Genomic DNA, 17553 nt, shown 5'->3' with positions numbered 1-17553 from the left:
GAAGTGGTGTTCGGCTGGCATGGATGTGGTTACGGTCGGGCTGAGGCCTGATCGTCCGTGACCTGGGCTATGAAGCGTCTCAGCGCGTACGGATTCCGGATCATATGCAGCTTCGCATCACCTGCGTGAGTCGCGACCGCCGTGAGGAGAAGCGGTCGACTTCGGCGTCGGTAGGCCCATACCCACAACCAGAAGTCGGCGCGTTCTCGAGAGCGTCGGATCGCTCGCCAGGCGCAGCGCCAGAACGAGAAGTCCAGCAGGATGACGGTGTCCGCCGCTTGGAGCCGGACGTCCAAGACGTCGAAGGGACCGAGGTCGCCGTCCATGATCCAAGTCTCGGCCCGAACGAGTTCACCTTGGATAGCAGCCCACTGATCGGGAGGCGTCGCTTCAAGACCTGGTCGCCAGAAGTGCTTGTCCAGCTCGATGACGGGGAGTCCGGTGATTGTGCCCAGGCGGGCCGCCAGCGTCGACTTTCCTGAACCGCCACGCCCCAGGATCACGACTCGTTTCATGGCCGTCATGGTTCCAGGCTGGCTCCCAGGACGTACAACCATTAACGGAGCGGTGGCGTCGGGCCGTTCTGCGAGGTGGGTGCGATGATCGCACACCAGCGACTCAGGCAGATCATGGTGCGCGTCAGGCGCGCCCCAGGAAGGCGACCGAGCGGCAACGAGGACCGCTGGTGGTGGAGGACGCGGGTGGAGTACCACGCCAGCGGCTCACCGCTCCGGATGGTGCCCGACCTGGCTGAACAGCTCGCCGTACGATCCGTCGCCGAGTTGCTCGACCTCGCCGCCACGGGCGACTGGGGACACCCGCGCCTCTGCACGGCCGACCCCTGTGAGGACGCTTTCGGGGACCACAGTCGCCCGAGCAAGCGCCAGTTCTGCTCGACCCGCTGCGCCAACCGCGCCCGCCATCGCTGAGGGTGCCCGCCAGGGCGCATAGGCCCGCAGTGGCTGAGGCTCCCCACCGCCGTTGAAGGTCCTGCCGGCACCTCCACCGAGCTCGTCGCGCTCCCGGCGGCAGCGAGACCCTCAACCGCCCGGCGCGTCAGCATGCCCTCCCATCCGGCACCGTCACCGCTGCTCGCTGGCTTCCGTTCGAAGGATGGGCAGATCTCGGCACGGAGCCAGGAACCTCTCGAGATACCAGCCGAGATCGACGAACTCAGGCAGGTGCGCGATGGCGCGGTAATCCAGTAGGGGGATCAGCCAGACCGACGTCCTTTTCTCGTGGAACAGCACGTTCGCGAAGGTCTCCTCATCGGGCAGCCTGGCCGTGATGCTCACTGCCTCCCCGGCCTCGTAAGCGGTACGCATGTCGCGCTTCGCCTCGTCCAGGCGGGCCAGTGGCAGAACTTTCCAGTCGGAGTCGGTCGAGTACCAGATGGAGTCCTCTTCGCGGAGGAATTCCCAACCGGCCCGAGCGAGCCGATCGAGGATTTCCTCGAAGTCGATGTCGCGCTGGAACTCCAGGCCGACGGAGACGTCACGACTCATGTTTCCTCGTACCAGGTCGGTGGAGGGGGACGCCGGCTCCATCCGTACCCGTGACCCCGCCATGCCACAACATCCGTGTATCCACAGTAAAAGAGTATGGAACGCCGCCTCGGGCGGCTGGCAACGCCTCCACCTCTGTGCGGCCAGCGCCTGCAAGGGCGCTTTCGCCGACCGCGGCCGCCGGGCAAGCGGAATTGCGGATAGTCCCAAGGGCTGCCCTTATCCAGCAACGGACCAGAGGCTGTCCGTACGAAGGGCGAGTAATGGCGGCAGGCCGGGAGGCGATAGTGACTCTCGTGGTGTGCTCAACAGATCTGGGCCACCGGCTCGGCTCCAGATCCGCCCGCCCCGCACAGGGAAATACGTGCTTTGGCGCGCTGACCTGGCTATTCCTTCTCGGTCGTGTTGCCGAGCGTCCACAAGGACGCCATGGGGAGCGCGCGCAGCCTCTCGCCGAAAGGCAGGACCTGTTCGCCGGTATAGAGGACGAACCCAGCGCGAAATCTTGCTCCGAGCCTGTCGGCCAGGTGGCGCAGTCCACGGAAGTCGTCGCCTCGGACGGTTTCGGCGGCTTTGATCTCAATGCCGATCACTTCGCCGGATGCGTGCTCCAGGACGATGTCCACCTCCACTTTGTCGCGGTCTCGGTAGTGGAACAGCTGGACGGGTTCGTTGGCCCAGGTGAGCTGACGTGCCACCTCACCGATCGCGAAATTCTCGAGCAGTGGGCCAACGGGGGCGGTGACGTCTCTAGCGCGTTCTGGTGACATGCCGATGAGCTGGCCGCCGAGTCCGCTGTCTGTGACGAGCAGCTTGGGCGTGGAGATGGCGCGGCGAGTGAGATTCGACGACCAGGCAGGTATGCGTTTGATCACGAAGACCAGTTCCAGGAGGTCCAAATAGCGGGAGAGCGTCATCCGAGGAAGACCCACGTCGCCGGCGATCGACTGGACCACCGCCAGTCCTCCCATCCGGGCCGCTATGACGCTGAGAAGCCTGCGCATCTCTGCCGGACGCTCGATGTCGGAGATCTGGCGGACGTCTCTGGTGATCAGATCGGTTATGTAGGAGTCGAAGAACCTGTTGCGCCGGCGTCCCGGGTCCCGCCGGACCGCCTCCGGGTAGCCGCCGCGCAGCGCCCTGTCCACGTAGTCAGGCTTACGCAGCGAGCAGGGACGCATGGAAACGTCGGCGCCATGTGTGAAGACGTAATCCACGAAGCCATCCGGAGCGCTGTCGATCTCCCCCTGGGACAGTGGCCACAACTCGATGGTCTCCGTCCTGCCCGGCAGGGCGTCTGGCAGATCGCGTAGGTCCAGTAGGCGTGCGGAACCGGTGAGGAGATAACGGCCTGCTCGCGGATCCCGATCAACCTCGTGCTTGATCGGCAGGAGTAGTTGCGGGGCACGCTGGATCTCATCGATCAGCAGAAGTGCGTCGTGCCGGACGAAGCCGACGGGATCCTCTTCGGCTGCGGCCAGGATCGCAGGGTCATCCAGGTAGAGCTGGCGGGCGTTGTCCACCTGGCTGGCGATCAAGCTCGCCAGCGTGCTCTTTCCAACTTGCCGAGCGCCGTTGACGACGACCACCCGCGTGTCCGCCAGTGCTTCCAGGGTCATGGCTTGGGCGCGGCGAGAGAACAGAGCTGGCTGTGTCACACTGACGGAGATTACCGGAGGTCAACCGGTTTTGTGGGCAGTTTGCCGCTAGCTATGTGGGCGTTCTGCCGAATATTACGTGGACGTTCTGCCACATGAGGCGTGGGCGTTCTGCCGATGCCTATGTGGGCGCTTTGCCGAAGAGCGTCCCAGCGAAGGGGTCGGGGCTTGGCCCGACTGGAAGCATCGCCTGAGCCCCGTGCGCGAAGCGCCCCCTTGCGAAGGACCATGCGCGCTCCAGGAAGGCGACCGAGCGGCAGCGAGGACCGCTCGGGGTGGGCTCCAGGAGGCCCACCCGGTGACCGGGCAACGGGCGGGCGATGGCGCCGCGAGGCGCGGGGGTTGCGCCGCCAGGCGCCCAAATGAGGACGCCTGAGCCCCGAGCGCGAAGCGCTCCCCGCGAAGACCTTTGGCCCGGGGCGGGGTCCAGCAGGCCCACTTGGTAATAGGGGCAACGGGTGGGGCGGCGGCGCGCAACCTACTGCTGGCTATCCGAAGAGGGTGCGGCCCCAGTAGTCGCCGGCGTCGCGGACCCCGGGTGGGCAGGCGAACAGGCCGCTGGAGACGTGTTTGATGTACTCGTTGAGGGCGTCGTGCTTGGCCAGGTTCATCTGTACCGGTACGAACTGCTTGCGCGGGTCGCGCTGGTAGGCGATGAAGAACAGGCCCGCGTCCAGGCGGCCGAGGCCGTCGGAGCCGTCCACGAAGTTGTAGCCGCGGCGCAGCAGGTGCGCGTTGCCGTTGGAGGTCGGGTGGGCGAGCCGTACGTGGGCGTCGTCCTTGATGTTCGGCTGCCCGTCGGCCCCCTTGGACGCGAAGTCCACCAGGTCGAACTCGGCCTTCCTGCCCAAGGGAGCCCCCTCGCCCTTGTCCCGGCCGAAGATCTGCTCCTGCTCCACGAGCGACGTGCGGTCCCAGGTCTCGATCGCCATCCGGATCTTCCTGGTCACCATGTACGAGCCGCCCGCCATCCAGTCGCTGCCGTCCTGCGCGGCGGCCCACAGCTGGTCGCGGAGCAGGGCGGCGTCCTCCAGCTTGAGGTTGTTGGTGCCGTCCTTGAAGCCCATCAGGTTGCGGGGGGTCGTCTGGGAGCGGGACGTGGACGACGTACGGCCGAAGCCGAGCTGCGACCAGCGTACGGAGACCTTGCCGAAGCCGAGCCTGGCCAGGTTGCGGATGGCGTGCACGGCGACCTGGGGGTCGTGGGCGCACGCCTGCACGCAGATGTCCCCACCGGAAATTTCCGGAATGAGCTGCTCTCCCGGAAATTTCGGCAAGTCGGCGAGAGCGGCCGGCCGCTTGTCCTTCAGCCCGAAGCGCTCGTCGAACAGCGACGCCCCGAACCCGATCGTCAGCGTCAGCCCCGACGCGGGCAGCCCCAGCGCCTCGCCCGTGTCGTCGGGCGCGGCCTCCGGCGCGCCGCCCACCGCACCGTACGACCCGGCCTCCTTGCCCTGTGTGAGCCGCGCGGCCGCCGCCGTCCACTCCTGCAGCAGCTCGACCAGCTCGGCGCGCTTGTCCGTGGTGACGTCGAACGCCACGAAGTGCAGCCGGTCCTGCGCCGGAGTGACGATGCCCGACTGGTGCTCGCCATAGAAGGGGAACGGGTCGGAGGTCGAGGAGGCGTGCGCGACCGGCGGCTCCTCGAAGAGTGTGTTCGCGGCCACGACCCCGGCCCCGACCACGGCGGCGCCCGCGGCTCCCAGCCCGAACAGCCCCCTGCGGCTCACCCGCTGGCTCATTGCCGTCACCTCCCGCTACTTGGTGATGACCGGCGCGATCTTGCTGATCGGCTCGGCCAGCGCGTTGATCGCGTCCGACAAGGTCTTCAGCTCAGCCTTGGACAGCTCGTTGTGCAGCTGCCAGCCGTCGCCCTTCTGGTGCGCGTCCAGCGCCGCCTCGGCCGCCGTGAACTTCTCGTCCAGCGTCTTGACCAGGTCGGGAGCCCGATCCTCCAGCACCGGCCTGAGCGACTGCACGGCCGCCTTGGAGCCTTCGAGGTTGGCGTCGAAGTCCCACAGGTCGGTGTGCGACCAGATGTCCTCCTCGCCGGTGATCTTGCCGGTGGCGACCTCGTCGAGCAGTTCCTTGGCGCCGTTGGCCAGGTTCAGGGGGGTCAGCTCGGCGGCGTTCGACTTGTCCACGATCGTCTTGACGTCGGCGATCAGCTTGTCCGCGATGGCGCCGTCCTTGCTGATGTCCTTCTTGATCCACAGGTCCTTCTCGATCCTGTGGAAGCCGGTCCACTCCTCGCCGTCGGCCAGGTCCGCCTCGCGGGCGTCGATGGCCGGGTCGAGGTCGCCGAAGATCTCGGCCACCGGCTCGATGCGCTCCCAGTACGTACGCGCGACCGGGAACAGCTCCTTGGCCTGGTCGATCTTCCCGCCCTTGACCGCGTCCACGAACTCCTGCGTCTTGACCAGCAGCGTGTCGCTCTGCGACTTGATGTAGCGCTTGTAGCTGGCGACCGCGTCGGCGAGCTTGGCGTCCTCGGTGAGCGCCTTGTGCTCGCCGGTCACCTTGAACGCGTTGCGGATGCCCTTGCCGACCATGCCCGGCTTGCACGCGGTCTCGTACGCGCCCGCCGGAAGTTCGGCGATGAGCTCTCTGGTCAGCCCGGGAACGATGTTCTCGACCTCGGCCATGACCCGGTCACCGGGGGCGAACACGTAGAACTCGGTCACCTTGGTGCCGCCGTTCGTGATCGTGAACGTCGTGGTGCCCGCCGCGACCTCGGACGCGCCGACCTTGCACTCCGTGTCGGACGCCGCCACGGTGACCTTGCCCGGCTTCGCGGGGGCGGAGCCGGAGGCGGGGGAGGCAGCGGGGGTGTTGCCCGAGCCGCAGGCGGCCAGCGTCGCCAGGGCGAGCGCCCCGAAGGACAGGCGGATGGGGGTGCGCATGATGCTCCTGTTCAGGCCGCGGAGGAAGCGGGCGACGGCGTGGACTTCACCCGCGTGTTGCGCAGGAAGAAGAAAAGGGTGGGGACGAGGTAGCAGGCCCAGGCGATGACCTCGGCGACGCTGGGCTGGGGCGTGATGTTCAACATGCCCGACAGCAGGGTGCCGTACCAGGAGTCGGCGGGGATGACGCTGCTGATGTCGAAGGCGTACGTGCTCAGGCCGGGCAGGATGTTGGCCTCCTGCAGGTCGTGCACGCCGTACTTGAAGATGCCCGCGGCCACGAGGATCAGCAGCAGCCCCGTCCAGGTGAAGAACTTGGTGAGGTTGATCTTCACGGCGCTGCGGTAGAGGCCCCAGCCGATGAGTACGGAGGTGAGCAGCCCCAGGCTGATGCCGATGAGCGGCTCCGGCGTGGTGACGGCGCCCTGCACGGAGGCGAAGAACAGGATCGCCGTCTCCAGCCCCTCGCGGGCGACGGCGAGGAACGCCATCACGACCACCGCGATCGAGCCGAGCTCCAGCGCGTCGGAGAGCTTGCCCCGCAGCTCGCCGGAGAGCGCGCGGGCCGCCCGCCGCATCCAGAAGATCATCCAGGTGACGAACACGACGGCGAGCAGCGAGGTGATCGCGTCGAACAGCTCCTGCCCGGTGTGTCCCAGATGGGCGGCGGTGAACGTCAGCAGTGCCCCGAACCCCACGGACAGCGCGACGGCCGCGCCGACTCCCGTCCACACTTGCGGGAGCTTGTCCTTGCGGTCACTTTTGACCAGGAAGGCGACCAGGACTGAGACGACGAGTGCCGCCTCGAGACCTTCGCGCAGTCCGATGAGGTAACTGGCGAGCACCGTCACTCCCGTTTGCTGAGGTTTTGCTTGGCATTCCCTGAGGAAAGGCTTACCTAAATTAGGGCAGGCGAAGCATACCTAGCGCAAGAGCTGGAAGCGACAGTGTGCGGCGAGTCACGTTCGCAGGTGGAAGGTGATCACCCCTTCGTCGCGCCCGCGGTGAGACCGCCGACCAGGTGACGTTCCGCGACGGCGTAGAAGCCGAGCGCGGGCACCATGGCCAGGACGAGATAGGCCAGGATGCGGGCGGTGTCGGAGGCGTACTGGCCCTGGAACTGCTGGATGCCCAGCGGCAGTGTCCAGCTCGACTCCTCGTTGAAGACCACGAGCGGCAGCATGAAGTTGTTCCAGCTCCCCACGATGGCCAGCACCGAGACGGTGGCGATGGCGGGCCTGGCCATCGGCAGCAGGATCCGCCAGAAGAAGCCGAACGGGCTGCAGCCGTCGATGATGGCCGCCTCCTCGATCTCGCCCGGGATGCCGCGGAAGAAGCCGCGCAGAATGATGATCGTCAGCGGCAGGCCGAAGGCCGCCTGCGTCAGGATCACGCCGAGCGGGTTGCCCAGCAGCCCGAACGTGCGCAGCAGCACGAAGATCGGCAGGATGGCCACCGCGAACGGGAACATCAGCCCGGCCGTGAACAGCGTGAAGTACAGCTCCCTGCCGCGGAAGGCGAACCTGGCGAAGACGAACCCCGCCAGCGCCGACACCCCGACGGTCAGCACGGTCGTCACGACCGCGATGAACGTGCTGTTCCACAGCTGCAGCCAGAACGAGCCGGAGCCGATCACGTCGGTGTAGTTCTCTGTGGCCCAGGTGTTGGGCAGCCCGAGCGGGTTGGTGGACAGCTCGCTGGTGGACTTGAAGCCGCCGATCAGCGCGTACACCACCGGGATGATGATGAACAGGCCGACGACCCACGCGATCGGATGCAGCGGCAGGGTGTTGCGCCGCGGCGAGGACTTCTTGCGATGGATCATCGGCGCTCTCCCATCGAGGTGGTCGCGCCCTCCAGGTCGCGGCGCATCACGAACCGCTGGTAGACGAGGGCGAAGACGAGGCTGAGCGCGAACATCACGACGCTGATCGCGCTGGCGTAGCCGACCTGGGAGCGCTTGAAGCCCCAGTCCATCATCGTGACGGCCATCGTCTCGGACGAGTGCGACGGCCCGCCCTGGGTGAGGATCCACACCAGGTCGAAGAGCTGGATCGTGTAGATGACGGACAGGAAGACGCTGATCCGGATCGTCGGCCCGAGCAGCGGCAGCGTGATGTGCCGGAACGTCTTCCAGCTCGTGGCCCCGTCGATCTGGGCGGCCTCGATGAGCTCGTTCGGGATGCTCTGCCGCCCCGCGAGATAGATCATCATGTGGAAGCCGAAATATTTCCACATCATCACCAGGAAGAGCGACGGCATCACGGTGTCGGGGTCGGCCAGCCACTCCGAGTCGAGCCCGAACACCGACAGGACCTGGTTCGCCATGCCGGACTCGGGCGAGAGGATCAGCGAGAACAGCACGCCGGTGATGACCTCGGAGAGCACGTACGGCGCGAAGAACACCACCCGGTACAGCGCCCGCCCGCGGATGCGCTGGTTCAGCAGCATCGCGATGGCCAGCGAGAACGGGAGCTGGACGCAGACCGACAGCAGCACGAGGACCAGCAGGTGCCACAGGTCCTGGCCGAAAATTTCGGTGCCGAAGAGCCGGGTGAAGTTGTCGAGCCCGATGAAGTTGGTCGGCAGGCCGCCGAAGCCGTTCCACCTGAACACGCTGGCGTAGAACGCCACGAGGATGGGTGCGACGACCAGCAGCAGGAAGAGGACCAGGGCGGGGAGCAGGAACAGGGCGATGGTCACCCAGCGGCCGCGCCGCCTGGCGGCAGGGGAGGGGGCCGGACGCGTGACCGCCTCCGGCCCCTTGACGAGGGTCGTCATCCTTCGCTCTTGGCCACTTCGGTGATGGCCTTGCCGACTTCCTCCGGCGTCTTCGTACCGGCGATGAGTTCGGCGACGCTGTCGTTGACCTGCTGGCCGACGGCGGGCGGGTAGGCCTGGTCGAGGTAGAGCTGGTAGCCGCCGGCCGCGGCCAGCTGGGTCGCCACCTGCTTGAGGTTGGGGTCCGTGACCGCGCTCTCCTCGCCCTTGAGCACCGGCAGCACGCCGCCGGCCGCCACGGCCTTGGAGTGGTTGTCCATCTCGGTCATGAACTTCGCGAACTGCACGGCCTCCGCGGGGGCGTCCGCGCCCACGGCCAGGCCGCCGCCACCGCCGAACGCGTCGGAGATCGAGCCCTTGCCGCCCTCGACCGCGGGGAAGGGGAAGAAGCCCAGGTCGTCGCCGAGGCCCTTGCCGGCGTCCTTCTGCACGGCGGGCGCCCACTGGCCCATCAGCTCCATGGCGGCCTTGCCGTTCGCCACGGTGGCCGCCTGGCCGTCCGGGGTGCCGTACCCCGCGCCGAGGAAGCCCTTCTGGAACGGCTGCAGGTCCGCCAGCGCCTTGACCTGCTGCCCGGCGGCCACGAAGTCGGGCTTGGTGAAGTCGTGGTCGACGGCCGCCTGCTTGAGCGCGTCGAGGCCGGCGATGCGCATGGCGAGGTAGGCCCAGTAGTAGTGGCCCGGCCACTTCTCCTTGCCGGCCAGGGCGATCGGGGTGACGCCCGCCGCCTTGAGCTTCTTGACGTCCTCGAGGAACGCCGACCACGTGGCGGGCGGCTGCGTGACGCCGGCCTTGGCGAAGAGTTTCTTGTTGTACCAGAAGCCGACCAGGCCGATGTCGGTCGGGAGCCCGTACGTCTTGCCGTCGACCTGGTACGCGCCCAGCGCGGCCGGCGTGAAGCTGGGCAGGACGTCGGCGACGTCGGAGGAGATGTCCTTGACCAGCCCGGCGTCGATCTGCTGCTTGAGCACGCCGCCGCCCCACGTGGCGAACAGGTCGGGAGCCTTGCCCGACTGCGTGATCGTGGTCAGCTTGGCCTTGTACGCGTCGTTCTCCAGGACGGTCGCCTTGATGGTGACGTTGGGATGCTTGGCCTCGAACTCCTTGGCCCGCTGCGCCCAGAGGGACTTGAGCGGCTCCGTGGTCGACAGGTGCCACCATTCAAGAGTGACCTTGGCGGCCGAGCCGCTCTGCTGGGGGGCCGTGCTGCTGCCCCCACCGCCCCCACCGCCGCAGCCGGTCATGAGCACTGCGGTCGCGATCAACACCAGACTGCGTTTCATCAGGGGTCCTTCCCTCAGACTGGCTCGGCCTGCCGTACGGACCCCTGCACGTGATTCGCGGGACTCAGCGTGACTCATGGGGCACAGTGCGGCGCACCGTGCGAAAATTTCGTTATCTCCCCGATAGTTTCGCTGCCTGGATCGTAGGTAAACGCTGCGTAAAGCGTCAACACCTCGGGTGGGAGCGATCCCAAACCGAAACTTTCGGATACACTCCCGAACGTGTCAGCGAAGCGGCGGGTGACGATCGCACTGATCGCGGAAGAGGCCGGGGTCTCCATTCCGACGGTGTCCAAGGTCATCAACGGACGTCCAGAGGTCGCTCCGGCGACCCGCCATCGAGTCGAACGACTCCTGCAGGAACACGGCTACCAGCGGCGCATCAGCCAGGACGACACCCCGGCCGGCCTGGTCGACCTGGTCTTCGCCGAGATCGAGTCGCCGTGGGCCATGGAGATCGTGCGCGGCGCGGAGGGGGCGGCCCACGAGGCCGGGGCCAGCGTGGTCATCTCCGTCCTGCACACCCATGCCGGACCGGGCCGCGACTGGCTCGAACGCCTGGCCGCCCGCCGTACCGACGGCGTGGTCATCGTCGCCTCGCGCCTGTCCACCGGCATCCAGGCCCAGCTCAGCGCGCGCTCGCTCCCGTTCGCCGTGGTCGACCCGGAGGGCGAGCCCGCCCCCGGCGTCGTCTCGGTCGGGGCCACCAACTGGAACGGCGGCCTGGCCGCCACCCGCCACCTGCTCGAACTCGGCCACCGGCGCATCGGCATGATCAGCGGCCCCACGGACATGCTGTGCAGCCAGGCCCGCGTGGACGGCTACCGCGCGGCCCTGGAGACGGCCGGGGTGCCGATCGAGCCGGAGCTGATCCGCCGCGGCACGTTCCTGGTGGAGTCGGGCCACGACGAGGGCCACGCACTGCTCTCCCTGGACACGCCCCCGACGGCGATCTTCGCCGGGAGCGACCTGATGGCCTTCGGCGTGTTCGAGGCGGCCCGCCAGCGCGGCCTTCGCGTCCCCGAGGACCTGAGCGTGGTGGGCTTCGACGACCTGCCCCTGTCCAAGTCGGCCTGGCCACCCCTGACCACGGTACGCCAGCCGCTGCAGGAGATGGCCGCCCTCGCCACCCGCACGGTCCTGGCCATGGGCCGCGGCGAGGTCCCGGAGACCAAGCGGGTCGAACTGGCAACGGAACTCATCGTCCGAGACAGCACGGCCCGCCACGAGTAGGCATCCGGGTAGGTGGGCCAGGCTCGCCCACCCGTTGCCCATCCGGGTGGTGGGCCTGCTGGACCCCGCCCCGCCCGCCGAAGGCCCCCGTGGGCCTGCCGATATCCCTGAACAGGCGAGACACCAGCAGACATCCCCGAGTTCGGGCCGGAGCCGGTAACTCGGTGTGCGACAGGAGCTGGTTTCGGGAAAGCCGGTGCGGTTCGCGTGCACCACGGTGGTGCCGGCGCTGACCGTCCGGTCCTCGCCCTCGGCCTGGTCGCGTCCGGCGGCCGGCCCCTGCTGGACGACGACCAGGTGTGCCACCTCATGACATTGGTTCCTCGCCGTCAGGCTTGGCGGGCGTAGGACGCGAGGTGATCGGCAAGCGCGATGACGCGGTCGCGCAGTTCGTCGGGGCGCTCGATGACGAACGGCCGGCCGAGTGCGGCGAGTGCCGGAGGCAACCAGTCGAGCCGCTCCACCCGTAGCTCGACGCGCAGCCAGCGCTCGCTCGCCCGGTCCTCGCCGGCCGCGGGCTCGTGCTCCTCCAGGCTCGCGACGCTGGCGGGAAGGTGGGCGCGAATCTGCTCAACTGTCCCGTGGATCCGCAAGGTCACCTCATGCCGGTACTCAGCCGTGGCGAACCCTGACAACACGCGCTGTGCCGGACCCGGACCTGCGGGCGCGTCGAATGAGCCGGGCAGGGCCCTCGCGTCCGCGATGCGATCGAGCCGGAAGGTCCGGTCCTCGCCGATCCGGGCGTCGTTGCCGGTGACGTACCACCGGCCCGAATGGGCGACGATCCCGTACGCGTGCAGCGTGCGTTCGCTGAGCCGCCCGTCGCGGTCGGTGTAGCGGATCGAGACCGGTCGGCGGTGGCGTACCGCATCGGCGATGGTGAGCAGGATCCCGGCGTCCGGGGCGGCGAACTCGCCGGGCTGATCCGTGAAGGCGAGAGACTCCAGGAGTGTGTCGAGCCGGCGGGCGAGGTGCTTGGGCAGCACCCGCCGGATCTTGGCCGATGCCGTCTCGCTGGCCGTGTGCTGCGTCGTCATCAACCCTGCTCGGCGGCCGGCGACCAGGCCGAGCAGCACGGCCAGCGCCTCGTCGTCGCTGAGCATGAGCGGCGGCAGGCGGTACCCGGGAGCGAGCCGGTACCCGCCGTAGCGGCCGCGCACCGACTCCACGGGCACGTCGAGATCGATCAGTTGGTCCACATACCGCCGCACGGTACGTCCTTCGACGCCGAGCCGGTCGGCGAGTTCGGCCACGGTCCGGATGCCGCCCGACTGCAGCAGCTCCAGGAGTGTCAGCACGCGCCCAGTGGGTCGAGGCATGTTCGCAGCCTATGCGAATACAGGACCGATTCTGTCCACTATTTCTCCTAGTCTGCGAAGCGCACGACACCAGCACAGCCAAGGAGCTCCCCAATGAACTTCGTCTCGATCCGGATCATCACCAGCGACGTCGCGCGCCTCGTCGAGTTCTATGAACGAGCCACAGGGGTGCGTGCGGTGTGGGCCACCGAGGACTTCGCCGAACTCAGGACCCCCAAGGCCACCCTCGCGATCGCCGGCACTCGCACCGTCCCGCTGTTCGCCCCGGGCTCTGCCCGCCCGGCGGACAACCACAGCGTGATCACCGAGTTCCTCGTCGACGACGTGGATCGCGTTCACCGGAACCTGACCGGCTTCGTCACCGACTTCGTCAACGAGCCCACCACGATGCCCTGGGGCAACCGGTCGCTGCTGTTCCGCGACCCCGACGGCAACCTCGTCAACTTCTTCACCCCCGTCACCCCGGCGGCTGTCGAGAAGTTCGCAGGTTGACGCCACGCACCGCCGAGCACGAACGCCCCACCCTGCCCACGAGAACCGAGGGGTGGCCGTCGATCATGCGGTTCCCGATGACCTCGCCCTTCTCCGTCTTCTCGCGCCACTCGTGCAGAAGCGGCGTGCCCTGCGTCTCCCGGACGATCGTGGCGATGTTGAGCGGGTGACTCGGGTCAGCCCCGCGCCGGGCCGGCGCTCCGCGACAAAAGGCGCATAACTGGGGTTATCGAGAGGGTTGATCGCTCAAGGCAGTGACCAGGCGGGCGACCAGCGCGCGCGTCTCCTCGAAGGAGGCGTCGCTCAGGGCGGGGCTGCCGAGGAGCGAGCGCATCACGCCCATGCCGAGCAGCAGCGCGCCCACCATCTCGGCCCGCAGGGCGGGGTTCTCGCCTCCCATCCTCTCGGCGAAGTCGGGCAGGTAGCCCTCGCAGATCTGCGTACGCAGCTGTTCGCGGATGGCCGGGCGTCCCGCGGAGCGCAGCATCACCAGGAGCGGGTGCTCGCCGGCGAACTGCTCCCAGTCGGCGAAGACGACATCGTGCAGCAGCGTGTCGGTGATGTGGGTGAGCGGACGCGCCGGATCGTCCGTGAGGCCGGCCGGGATCTCCACGCGTACGGCCTCCTCGTGGAGTTGCTCCTTCGAGCCGAAGTAGCGGAAGACCAGGGCCGGATCGACGCCCACGTCGGCCGCGATTTCACGTACGCCGGTGCCGTCGTAGCCCTGGCGGGCGAAGCGCAGGCGGGCGGCGTCGAGCAGCTTGGCGCGGGTGGCGGCTTTGTCGCGGCGTTTCGGCTGGTCCATGCAAATCATCCTAAGTCATCGTACGTTGACTTAACCATCCACCGGGCCTAGCATTCTTGTCACCGATCGATGACTTGAGAGGGCTCGGGAATGCGTACATACGTGATCACCGGCGGCACGGACGGCATGGGCAAGGGCCTCGGGCTGCATTTCCTGGGGCGCGGGGACAGCGTGATCGCCGTGGCCAGCGGGGAGGACAAGGGGCGTGCCTTCCTCGCCGAGGCGCACCGGCTCGGCGCCGAGGGCAGGGCCGTGTTTCTCCGGGCCGATCTGAGCACCGTCGCGGGCATGCGGCAGGTGGTCGAGGAGGTCAAGGCGACCACCGAGGCCGTGGACGGGCTGGTGTTCGCGGCCCAGCGGTTCCGGCCCAAGCGCGAGGAGACGGCGGACGGGCTGGAGTTCACCTTCGCGCTCGCCTACCTGAGCCGGTTCGTCATCGGCCACGGCCTGATGGGGCACCTGGAACGCGCGCAGGCGCCCGTCGTGATGAACATCGCCGGACCCGGCGGCCTGCCGGGCCGCGTCAACTGGGACGACCTCCAGTGGCGCGACGGTTACACGGGGATGCGCGCGGCGATGCAGTCCTCGCGCTGCAACGACCTGCTGGGAGCCGGCTTCCCCGCTCGCCACCCGGCCGCCCGTACGCGTTATGTCCTCTACAACCCCGGCTTCGTGAACACCGGCATGGCCGACCCGCTGTCGCAGCCCAGGCGTGCCGTCACCAAGGCGCTCGCCCGGTTCTTCGCGATGCCGGTCGGCAAGGCGATCGTGCCGATCGCCGCACTGCTGGACGCCGCGCCCGGATCCGCCGTCACCGCCTACATGCGCGGCAAGCCGTTGCCGATGACCGGCAAGGACTTCGACCCGGACGCCGCGGCCCGCCTCGACCGCGTGACGACGGACCTGCTCGGACAGATCGCCGCAACTCGGTAACGCACCGCGGCGGTCCCGCAGCAAGCGCAAGGAGCAGGCCGGGTCGCCGCGGAGGCTGGGGGCGTGCGGGGGACCGGGATGCTTGATGATGAGATGGTGGTGGTGATCAGCGCAAGAAGTCCACCACCTCGGCCTGGCCGGCGAACTGTGCCCACTCCAGCGGCGTGGCGTCGTAGTCGTGCTCCCGTCCTGACGGGTCGGCTCCCAACTCCACCAGCGTTCGCACCATCGGCAGGTCGCCTGCCCGCGCCGCCTTGTGCAGCGCCGTCGCCGGGAGGCGCGCGTTCACGTCGAAACCCAGCCCGCAGGCCAGCCGTACGGCAGGCACCCGGCCGTACTCCGCGGCCCTGATGAGCAGATCCCGCCGCCGCGTCACGAGTTGCCCGGCCAGTCCGGGATCGGCGCTCAGCAGGTGCCCGGCCTGCTCCCGATCGCCTCGCATGATCGCGGCCTCCGCGGCGTCCAGCCCGCGCAGGGTGCCGGAGGCCCCCGCGTCGGACAGGAGCCGCGCGACGTCCGTATGCCCGCCCAGCAGAGCGAGCTCCAGCGCCGTGTGCCCGCCGAAGAACGGATGCCCGTCGCTCTTGGCGTCCGCGGGCGCGCCGTGTGCCAGCAGGCATCGCATCCGGCCTGCCTGGCCACGCAACGCGGCCGTCAGCACCGTGTTCGCCAGCATGCGGGCCGGGGAGTCCTGTACGCGTCCCAGCCTGGCCGCCCATGGCCCGCCGTCCCCGCCGCCGAGCCCGAACTCCAGCAGCAGCTCCAGGTAGCCGGTGTCGTCGCCCATGACTCCGCGGTTGTACAGAGCCTGGCCGTCGTTGGCGTCCGCCCCGGCCTCCAGGAGCACCCGGGCCAGTTCCAGGTCCCGCGGATGCGGCGGCTGCCCCAGCTCCCCGCCGCCCAGCGCGCCCGTCAAGGCGGTGAACGGCGGTCCGAGCCCTTCTGGCAGGTAGCCGGCGTTCGGATCGGCTCCCGCCTCCAGCAGGACCCGCGCCGTCCCCACGGCGTCGGCCTGCGCCTCCCGTGAACAGGTCAGATACAGCAGCGGCTCCCAGCCGAAGGGGCCGCCGGAGGCCCGGGCCGATGCGGGGTCGGACGCGACCGCGCGGGCCGTCCCGGCGGCGTCGCCGAGCGCCGCCATCGTCCACACCGACGCGCCGGCCGTCTCGGGACGCCTGTCCAGCAGCCGCGCCGCCGCCTCGGTCCTCGCGGGTCCGTGGTAGGCGAGGCCGGACAGCCGCAGGAACTCGGTCGCGGGGTCGGCCGAGGGGCCCACCTCGTGCGGCCGGCGCGCGAACCTGCCCAGCATCGCCAGGTGTGCCCGCAACTGCGGCCAGCTGGTGAAGCCGTACTTGCGGGCGACCACCAGTTGCGCGTCGGCCAACCGCAGTTCTGACGGCGCACCCGGATACCACCCGCCGACCGTCGCGAGTGCGCGGAGCTCGCCCGCGCGTACGCCGCGCAGCAGTTGCTTGGCCTCGTTCTTCAGGTGGTCGAGGCTGGGGTTTTCGGGCAGACGGTTCGCCACGAAGACCTCCCTTCCGGTTATGCCCGACGTCCGCATCTTCGGGCCGAAAAGGAGGAACTGCACCATGACTGAACACCATGAAGATCGGGTGGGCTGAGCCCTTTCCGCGGACCGGTCGCGTCCCGAAACGCCAGCCACAGCGTACTCCCTCCACGTGTTGTGATAGCTTCGGCGGCGCCGTGCATCGCCGCGAACTCGAGGAGGTGAGACCGATCAACGCTGTGACAGGTCGGGGCTCCCTCCCACGCATGGTCTAGGGAGCGCCCGCAGAAGGCCTCCCGAAAGGCTTGAAACGCCATGCGCTTCATCTCCCGGACGTCGTCGGACGGCGTCACCGAACAGCTCTTCACCCTCGGCGAGATCCCCGGCGTGCTGTGGACGCCGGAAGCCGCCCCGAGCACTCGTCCCCTGATCCTGATGGGACACGGCGGCGGGCAGCACAAGAAGGCGCCCGGCATCCTGGCCCGCGCGCACGACTTCGTCGCCGAGGGCGGGTTCGCGGTCGCCGCGATCGACGCGCCCAACCACGGCGAGCGGCCGAAGGGCGAGGAGTTCGGCCGGATCGCGACCGAGATGCGGGCCCGCGCGGCCGCAGGCGAGGACGCGACCGCGCAGGTCCTCGCCATGCACAGTCTTCTGGCCGGTCAGGCCGTCGCGGAATGGCAGGCGGTCCTGACCGCGCTCCAGCAGCTCGACCACGTCGGCGCAGGTCCGGTCGGTTACTGGGGTGTGTCGATGGGTTGCGGGCTCGGCGTCCCGTTCGTCGCCGCGGAACCCCGCGTCGGCGCCGCGGTGCTGGGCCTGCTCGGGGCGACCACGCTGGCCGAGAGCGCGGCGCGGATCACCGTACCGGTGCAGTTCCTGCTCCAGTGGGACGACGAGCGGGTGCCGCGGGCCGAGGGCCTGGCGTTGTTCGACGCCTTCGCTTCGGCCGAGAAGACGCTGCACGCCAATCCCGGCAAGCACGGGGATCTGCCGCGGTTCGAGACGGACAGCTCGCTGCGGTTCTTCGCCCGGCATCTGGGCTGACACCCGTCCGTAGTCGGCGCCGCGCTGGACGACGACACCGTCCTGCTCGCCGTCAGCGAGGTGACCAGCAGGGAGGGACAGCGG

The 17553-nt window shown here is 68.7% G+C and carries 17 protein-coding genes; 5 read left to right on the top strand and 12 right to left on the bottom strand.

From position 1 onward, the window contains the following. Positions 1 to 29: 29 nt before the first annotated feature. Complete coding sequence (locus ACWEPL_RS34250; RefSeq protein ID WP_452438643.1) at positions 30 to 515, bottom strand: hypothetical protein; 486 nt, start codon at positions 513 to 515, stop codon at positions 30 to 32. 84 nt (positions 516 to 599) lie between these two features. Here ACWEPL_RS34250 and ACWEPL_RS34245 point away from each other — a divergent pair, with 84 nt between their 5' ends. Next, on the top strand, positions 600 to 929 hold the full coding sequence (locus ACWEPL_RS34245; protein WP_452438642.1) for a CGNR zinc finger domain-containing protein: 330 nt from the start codon (positions 600 to 602) through the stop codon (positions 927 to 929). A 153-nt stretch (positions 930 to 1082) separates the two neighbouring features. Here ACWEPL_RS34245 and ACWEPL_RS34240 read toward each other — a convergent pair whose 3' ends face one another. From ACWEPL_RS34240 to ACWEPL_RS34205, 8 genes are all read right to left on the bottom strand, one after another. Beyond that, positions 1083 to 1505: a hypothetical protein gene (locus ACWEPL_RS34240; RefSeq protein WP_363962692.1), complete on the bottom strand. Its 423-nt coding sequence runs from the start codon at positions 1503 to 1505 to the stop codon at positions 1083 to 1085. Positions 1506 to 1891: 386 nt separating this feature from the next. Continuing rightward, positions 1892 to 3124, bottom strand: coding sequence for an ATP-binding protein (locus ACWEPL_RS34235; protein ID WP_452438641.1), 1233 nt, complete (start codon positions 3122 to 3124; stop codon positions 1892 to 1894). 527 nt (positions 3125 to 3651) lie between these two features. Beyond that, complete coding sequence (efeB, locus tag ACWEPL_RS34230) at positions 3652 to 4905, bottom strand: iron uptake transporter deferrochelatase/peroxidase subunit (protein ID WP_452438640.1); 1254 nt, start codon at positions 4903 to 4905, stop codon at positions 3652 to 3654. A 15-nt stretch (positions 4906 to 4920) separates the two neighbouring features. Further along, entirely contained in the window at positions 4921 to 6066 is a 1146-nt protein-coding gene (efeO, locus tag ACWEPL_RS34225) for an iron uptake system protein EfeO (protein ID WP_449900817.1), read from the bottom strand. Between the two features lie 11 nt (positions 6067 to 6077). Then, positions 6078 to 6911 carry an iron uptake transporter permease EfeU gene (gene efeU / locus ACWEPL_RS34220; RefSeq protein ID WP_350728642.1) on the bottom strand — a complete coding sequence of 278 codons (834 nt, stop codon included), beginning with the start codon at positions 6909 to 6911 and terminating at the stop codon, positions 6078 to 6080. A 137-nt stretch (positions 6912 to 7048) separates the two neighbouring features. After that, positions 7049 to 7891 carry a carbohydrate ABC transporter permease gene (locus ACWEPL_RS34215; protein WP_452438639.1) on the bottom strand — a complete coding sequence of 281 codons (843 nt, stop codon included), beginning with the start codon at positions 7889 to 7891 and terminating at the stop codon, positions 7049 to 7051. After that, complete coding sequence (locus tag ACWEPL_RS34210; protein WP_452438638.1) at positions 7888 to 8847, bottom strand: carbohydrate ABC transporter permease; 960 nt, start codon at positions 8845 to 8847, stop codon at positions 7888 to 7890. The genes ACWEPL_RS34215 and ACWEPL_RS34210 overlap by 4 nt, the downstream gene beginning before the upstream one ends. Then, positions 8844 to 10130, bottom strand: coding sequence for an extracellular solute-binding protein (locus tag ACWEPL_RS34205; protein WP_452438637.1), 1287 nt, complete (start codon positions 10128 to 10130; stop codon positions 8844 to 8846). Before ACWEPL_RS34205 ends, ACWEPL_RS34210 begins: the two co-directional genes overlap by 4 nt. A 222-nt stretch (positions 10131 to 10352) precedes the next feature. Between ACWEPL_RS34205 and ACWEPL_RS34200 the strand changes: the two genes are divergently transcribed. Continuing rightward, positions 10353 to 11363 carry a LacI family DNA-binding transcriptional regulator gene (locus tag ACWEPL_RS34200; RefSeq protein WP_397373491.1) on the top strand — a complete coding sequence of 337 codons (1011 nt, stop codon included), beginning with the start codon at positions 10353 to 10355 and terminating at the stop codon, positions 11361 to 11363. Between the two features lie 329 nt (positions 11364 to 11692). Here the strand turns inward: ACWEPL_RS34200 and ACWEPL_RS34195 are convergent, their stop codons facing one another. Further along, positions 11693 to 12682 carry a helix-turn-helix transcriptional regulator gene (locus ACWEPL_RS34195; protein WP_452438636.1) on the bottom strand — a complete coding sequence of 330 codons (990 nt, stop codon included), beginning with the start codon at positions 12680 to 12682 and terminating at the stop codon, positions 11693 to 11695. Positions 12683 to 12775: 93 nt separating this feature from the next. Between ACWEPL_RS34195 and ACWEPL_RS34190 the strand changes: the two genes are divergently transcribed. After that, positions 12776 to 13174 (top strand): VOC family protein, encoded by a 399-nt coding sequence (locus tag ACWEPL_RS34190; protein ID WP_452438635.1) that lies wholly within the window; start codon positions 12776 to 12778, stop codon positions 13172 to 13174. A gap of 226 nt (positions 13175 to 13400) precedes the next feature. Here the strand turns inward: ACWEPL_RS34190 and ACWEPL_RS34185 are convergent, their stop codons facing one another. Continuing rightward, positions 13401 to 13979: a TetR/AcrR family transcriptional regulator gene (locus ACWEPL_RS34185; protein ID WP_452438634.1), complete on the bottom strand. Its 579-nt coding sequence runs from the start codon at positions 13977 to 13979 to the stop codon at positions 13401 to 13403. A 90-nt stretch (positions 13980 to 14069) separates the two neighbouring features. Here ACWEPL_RS34185 and ACWEPL_RS34180 point away from each other — a divergent pair, with 90 nt between their 5' ends. Then, on the top strand, positions 14070 to 14912 hold the full coding sequence (locus ACWEPL_RS34180) for an SDR family NAD(P)-dependent oxidoreductase (RefSeq protein ID WP_452438633.1): 843 nt from the start codon (positions 14070 to 14072) through the stop codon (positions 14910 to 14912). A 106-nt stretch (positions 14913 to 15018) separates the two neighbouring features. On the opposite strand, the gene ACWEPL_RS34175 is transcribed toward ACWEPL_RS34180, so the two are convergent. Further along, a complete protein-coding gene (locus ACWEPL_RS34175; RefSeq protein WP_452438632.1) occupies positions 15019 to 16440 on the bottom strand; it encodes an ankyrin repeat domain-containing protein in 1422 nt (473 codons plus the stop codon). 297 nt (positions 16441 to 16737) lie between these two features. On the opposite strand from ACWEPL_RS34175, the gene ACWEPL_RS34170 reads away from it, so the two are divergent. Continuing rightward, the gene (locus ACWEPL_RS34170; protein ID WP_452438631.1) at positions 16738 to 17469 is read left to right on the top strand and encodes a dienelactone hydrolase family protein; all 732 of its coding nucleotides are present in this window, start codon (positions 16738 to 16740) and stop codon (positions 17467 to 17469) included. Positions 17470 to 17553 lie beyond the last annotated feature (84 nt).

This window comes from Nonomuraea sp. NPDC004186 (genome assembly GCF_053603495.1).
This window is presented reverse-complemented; position numbering and strand designations above follow the sequence as displayed.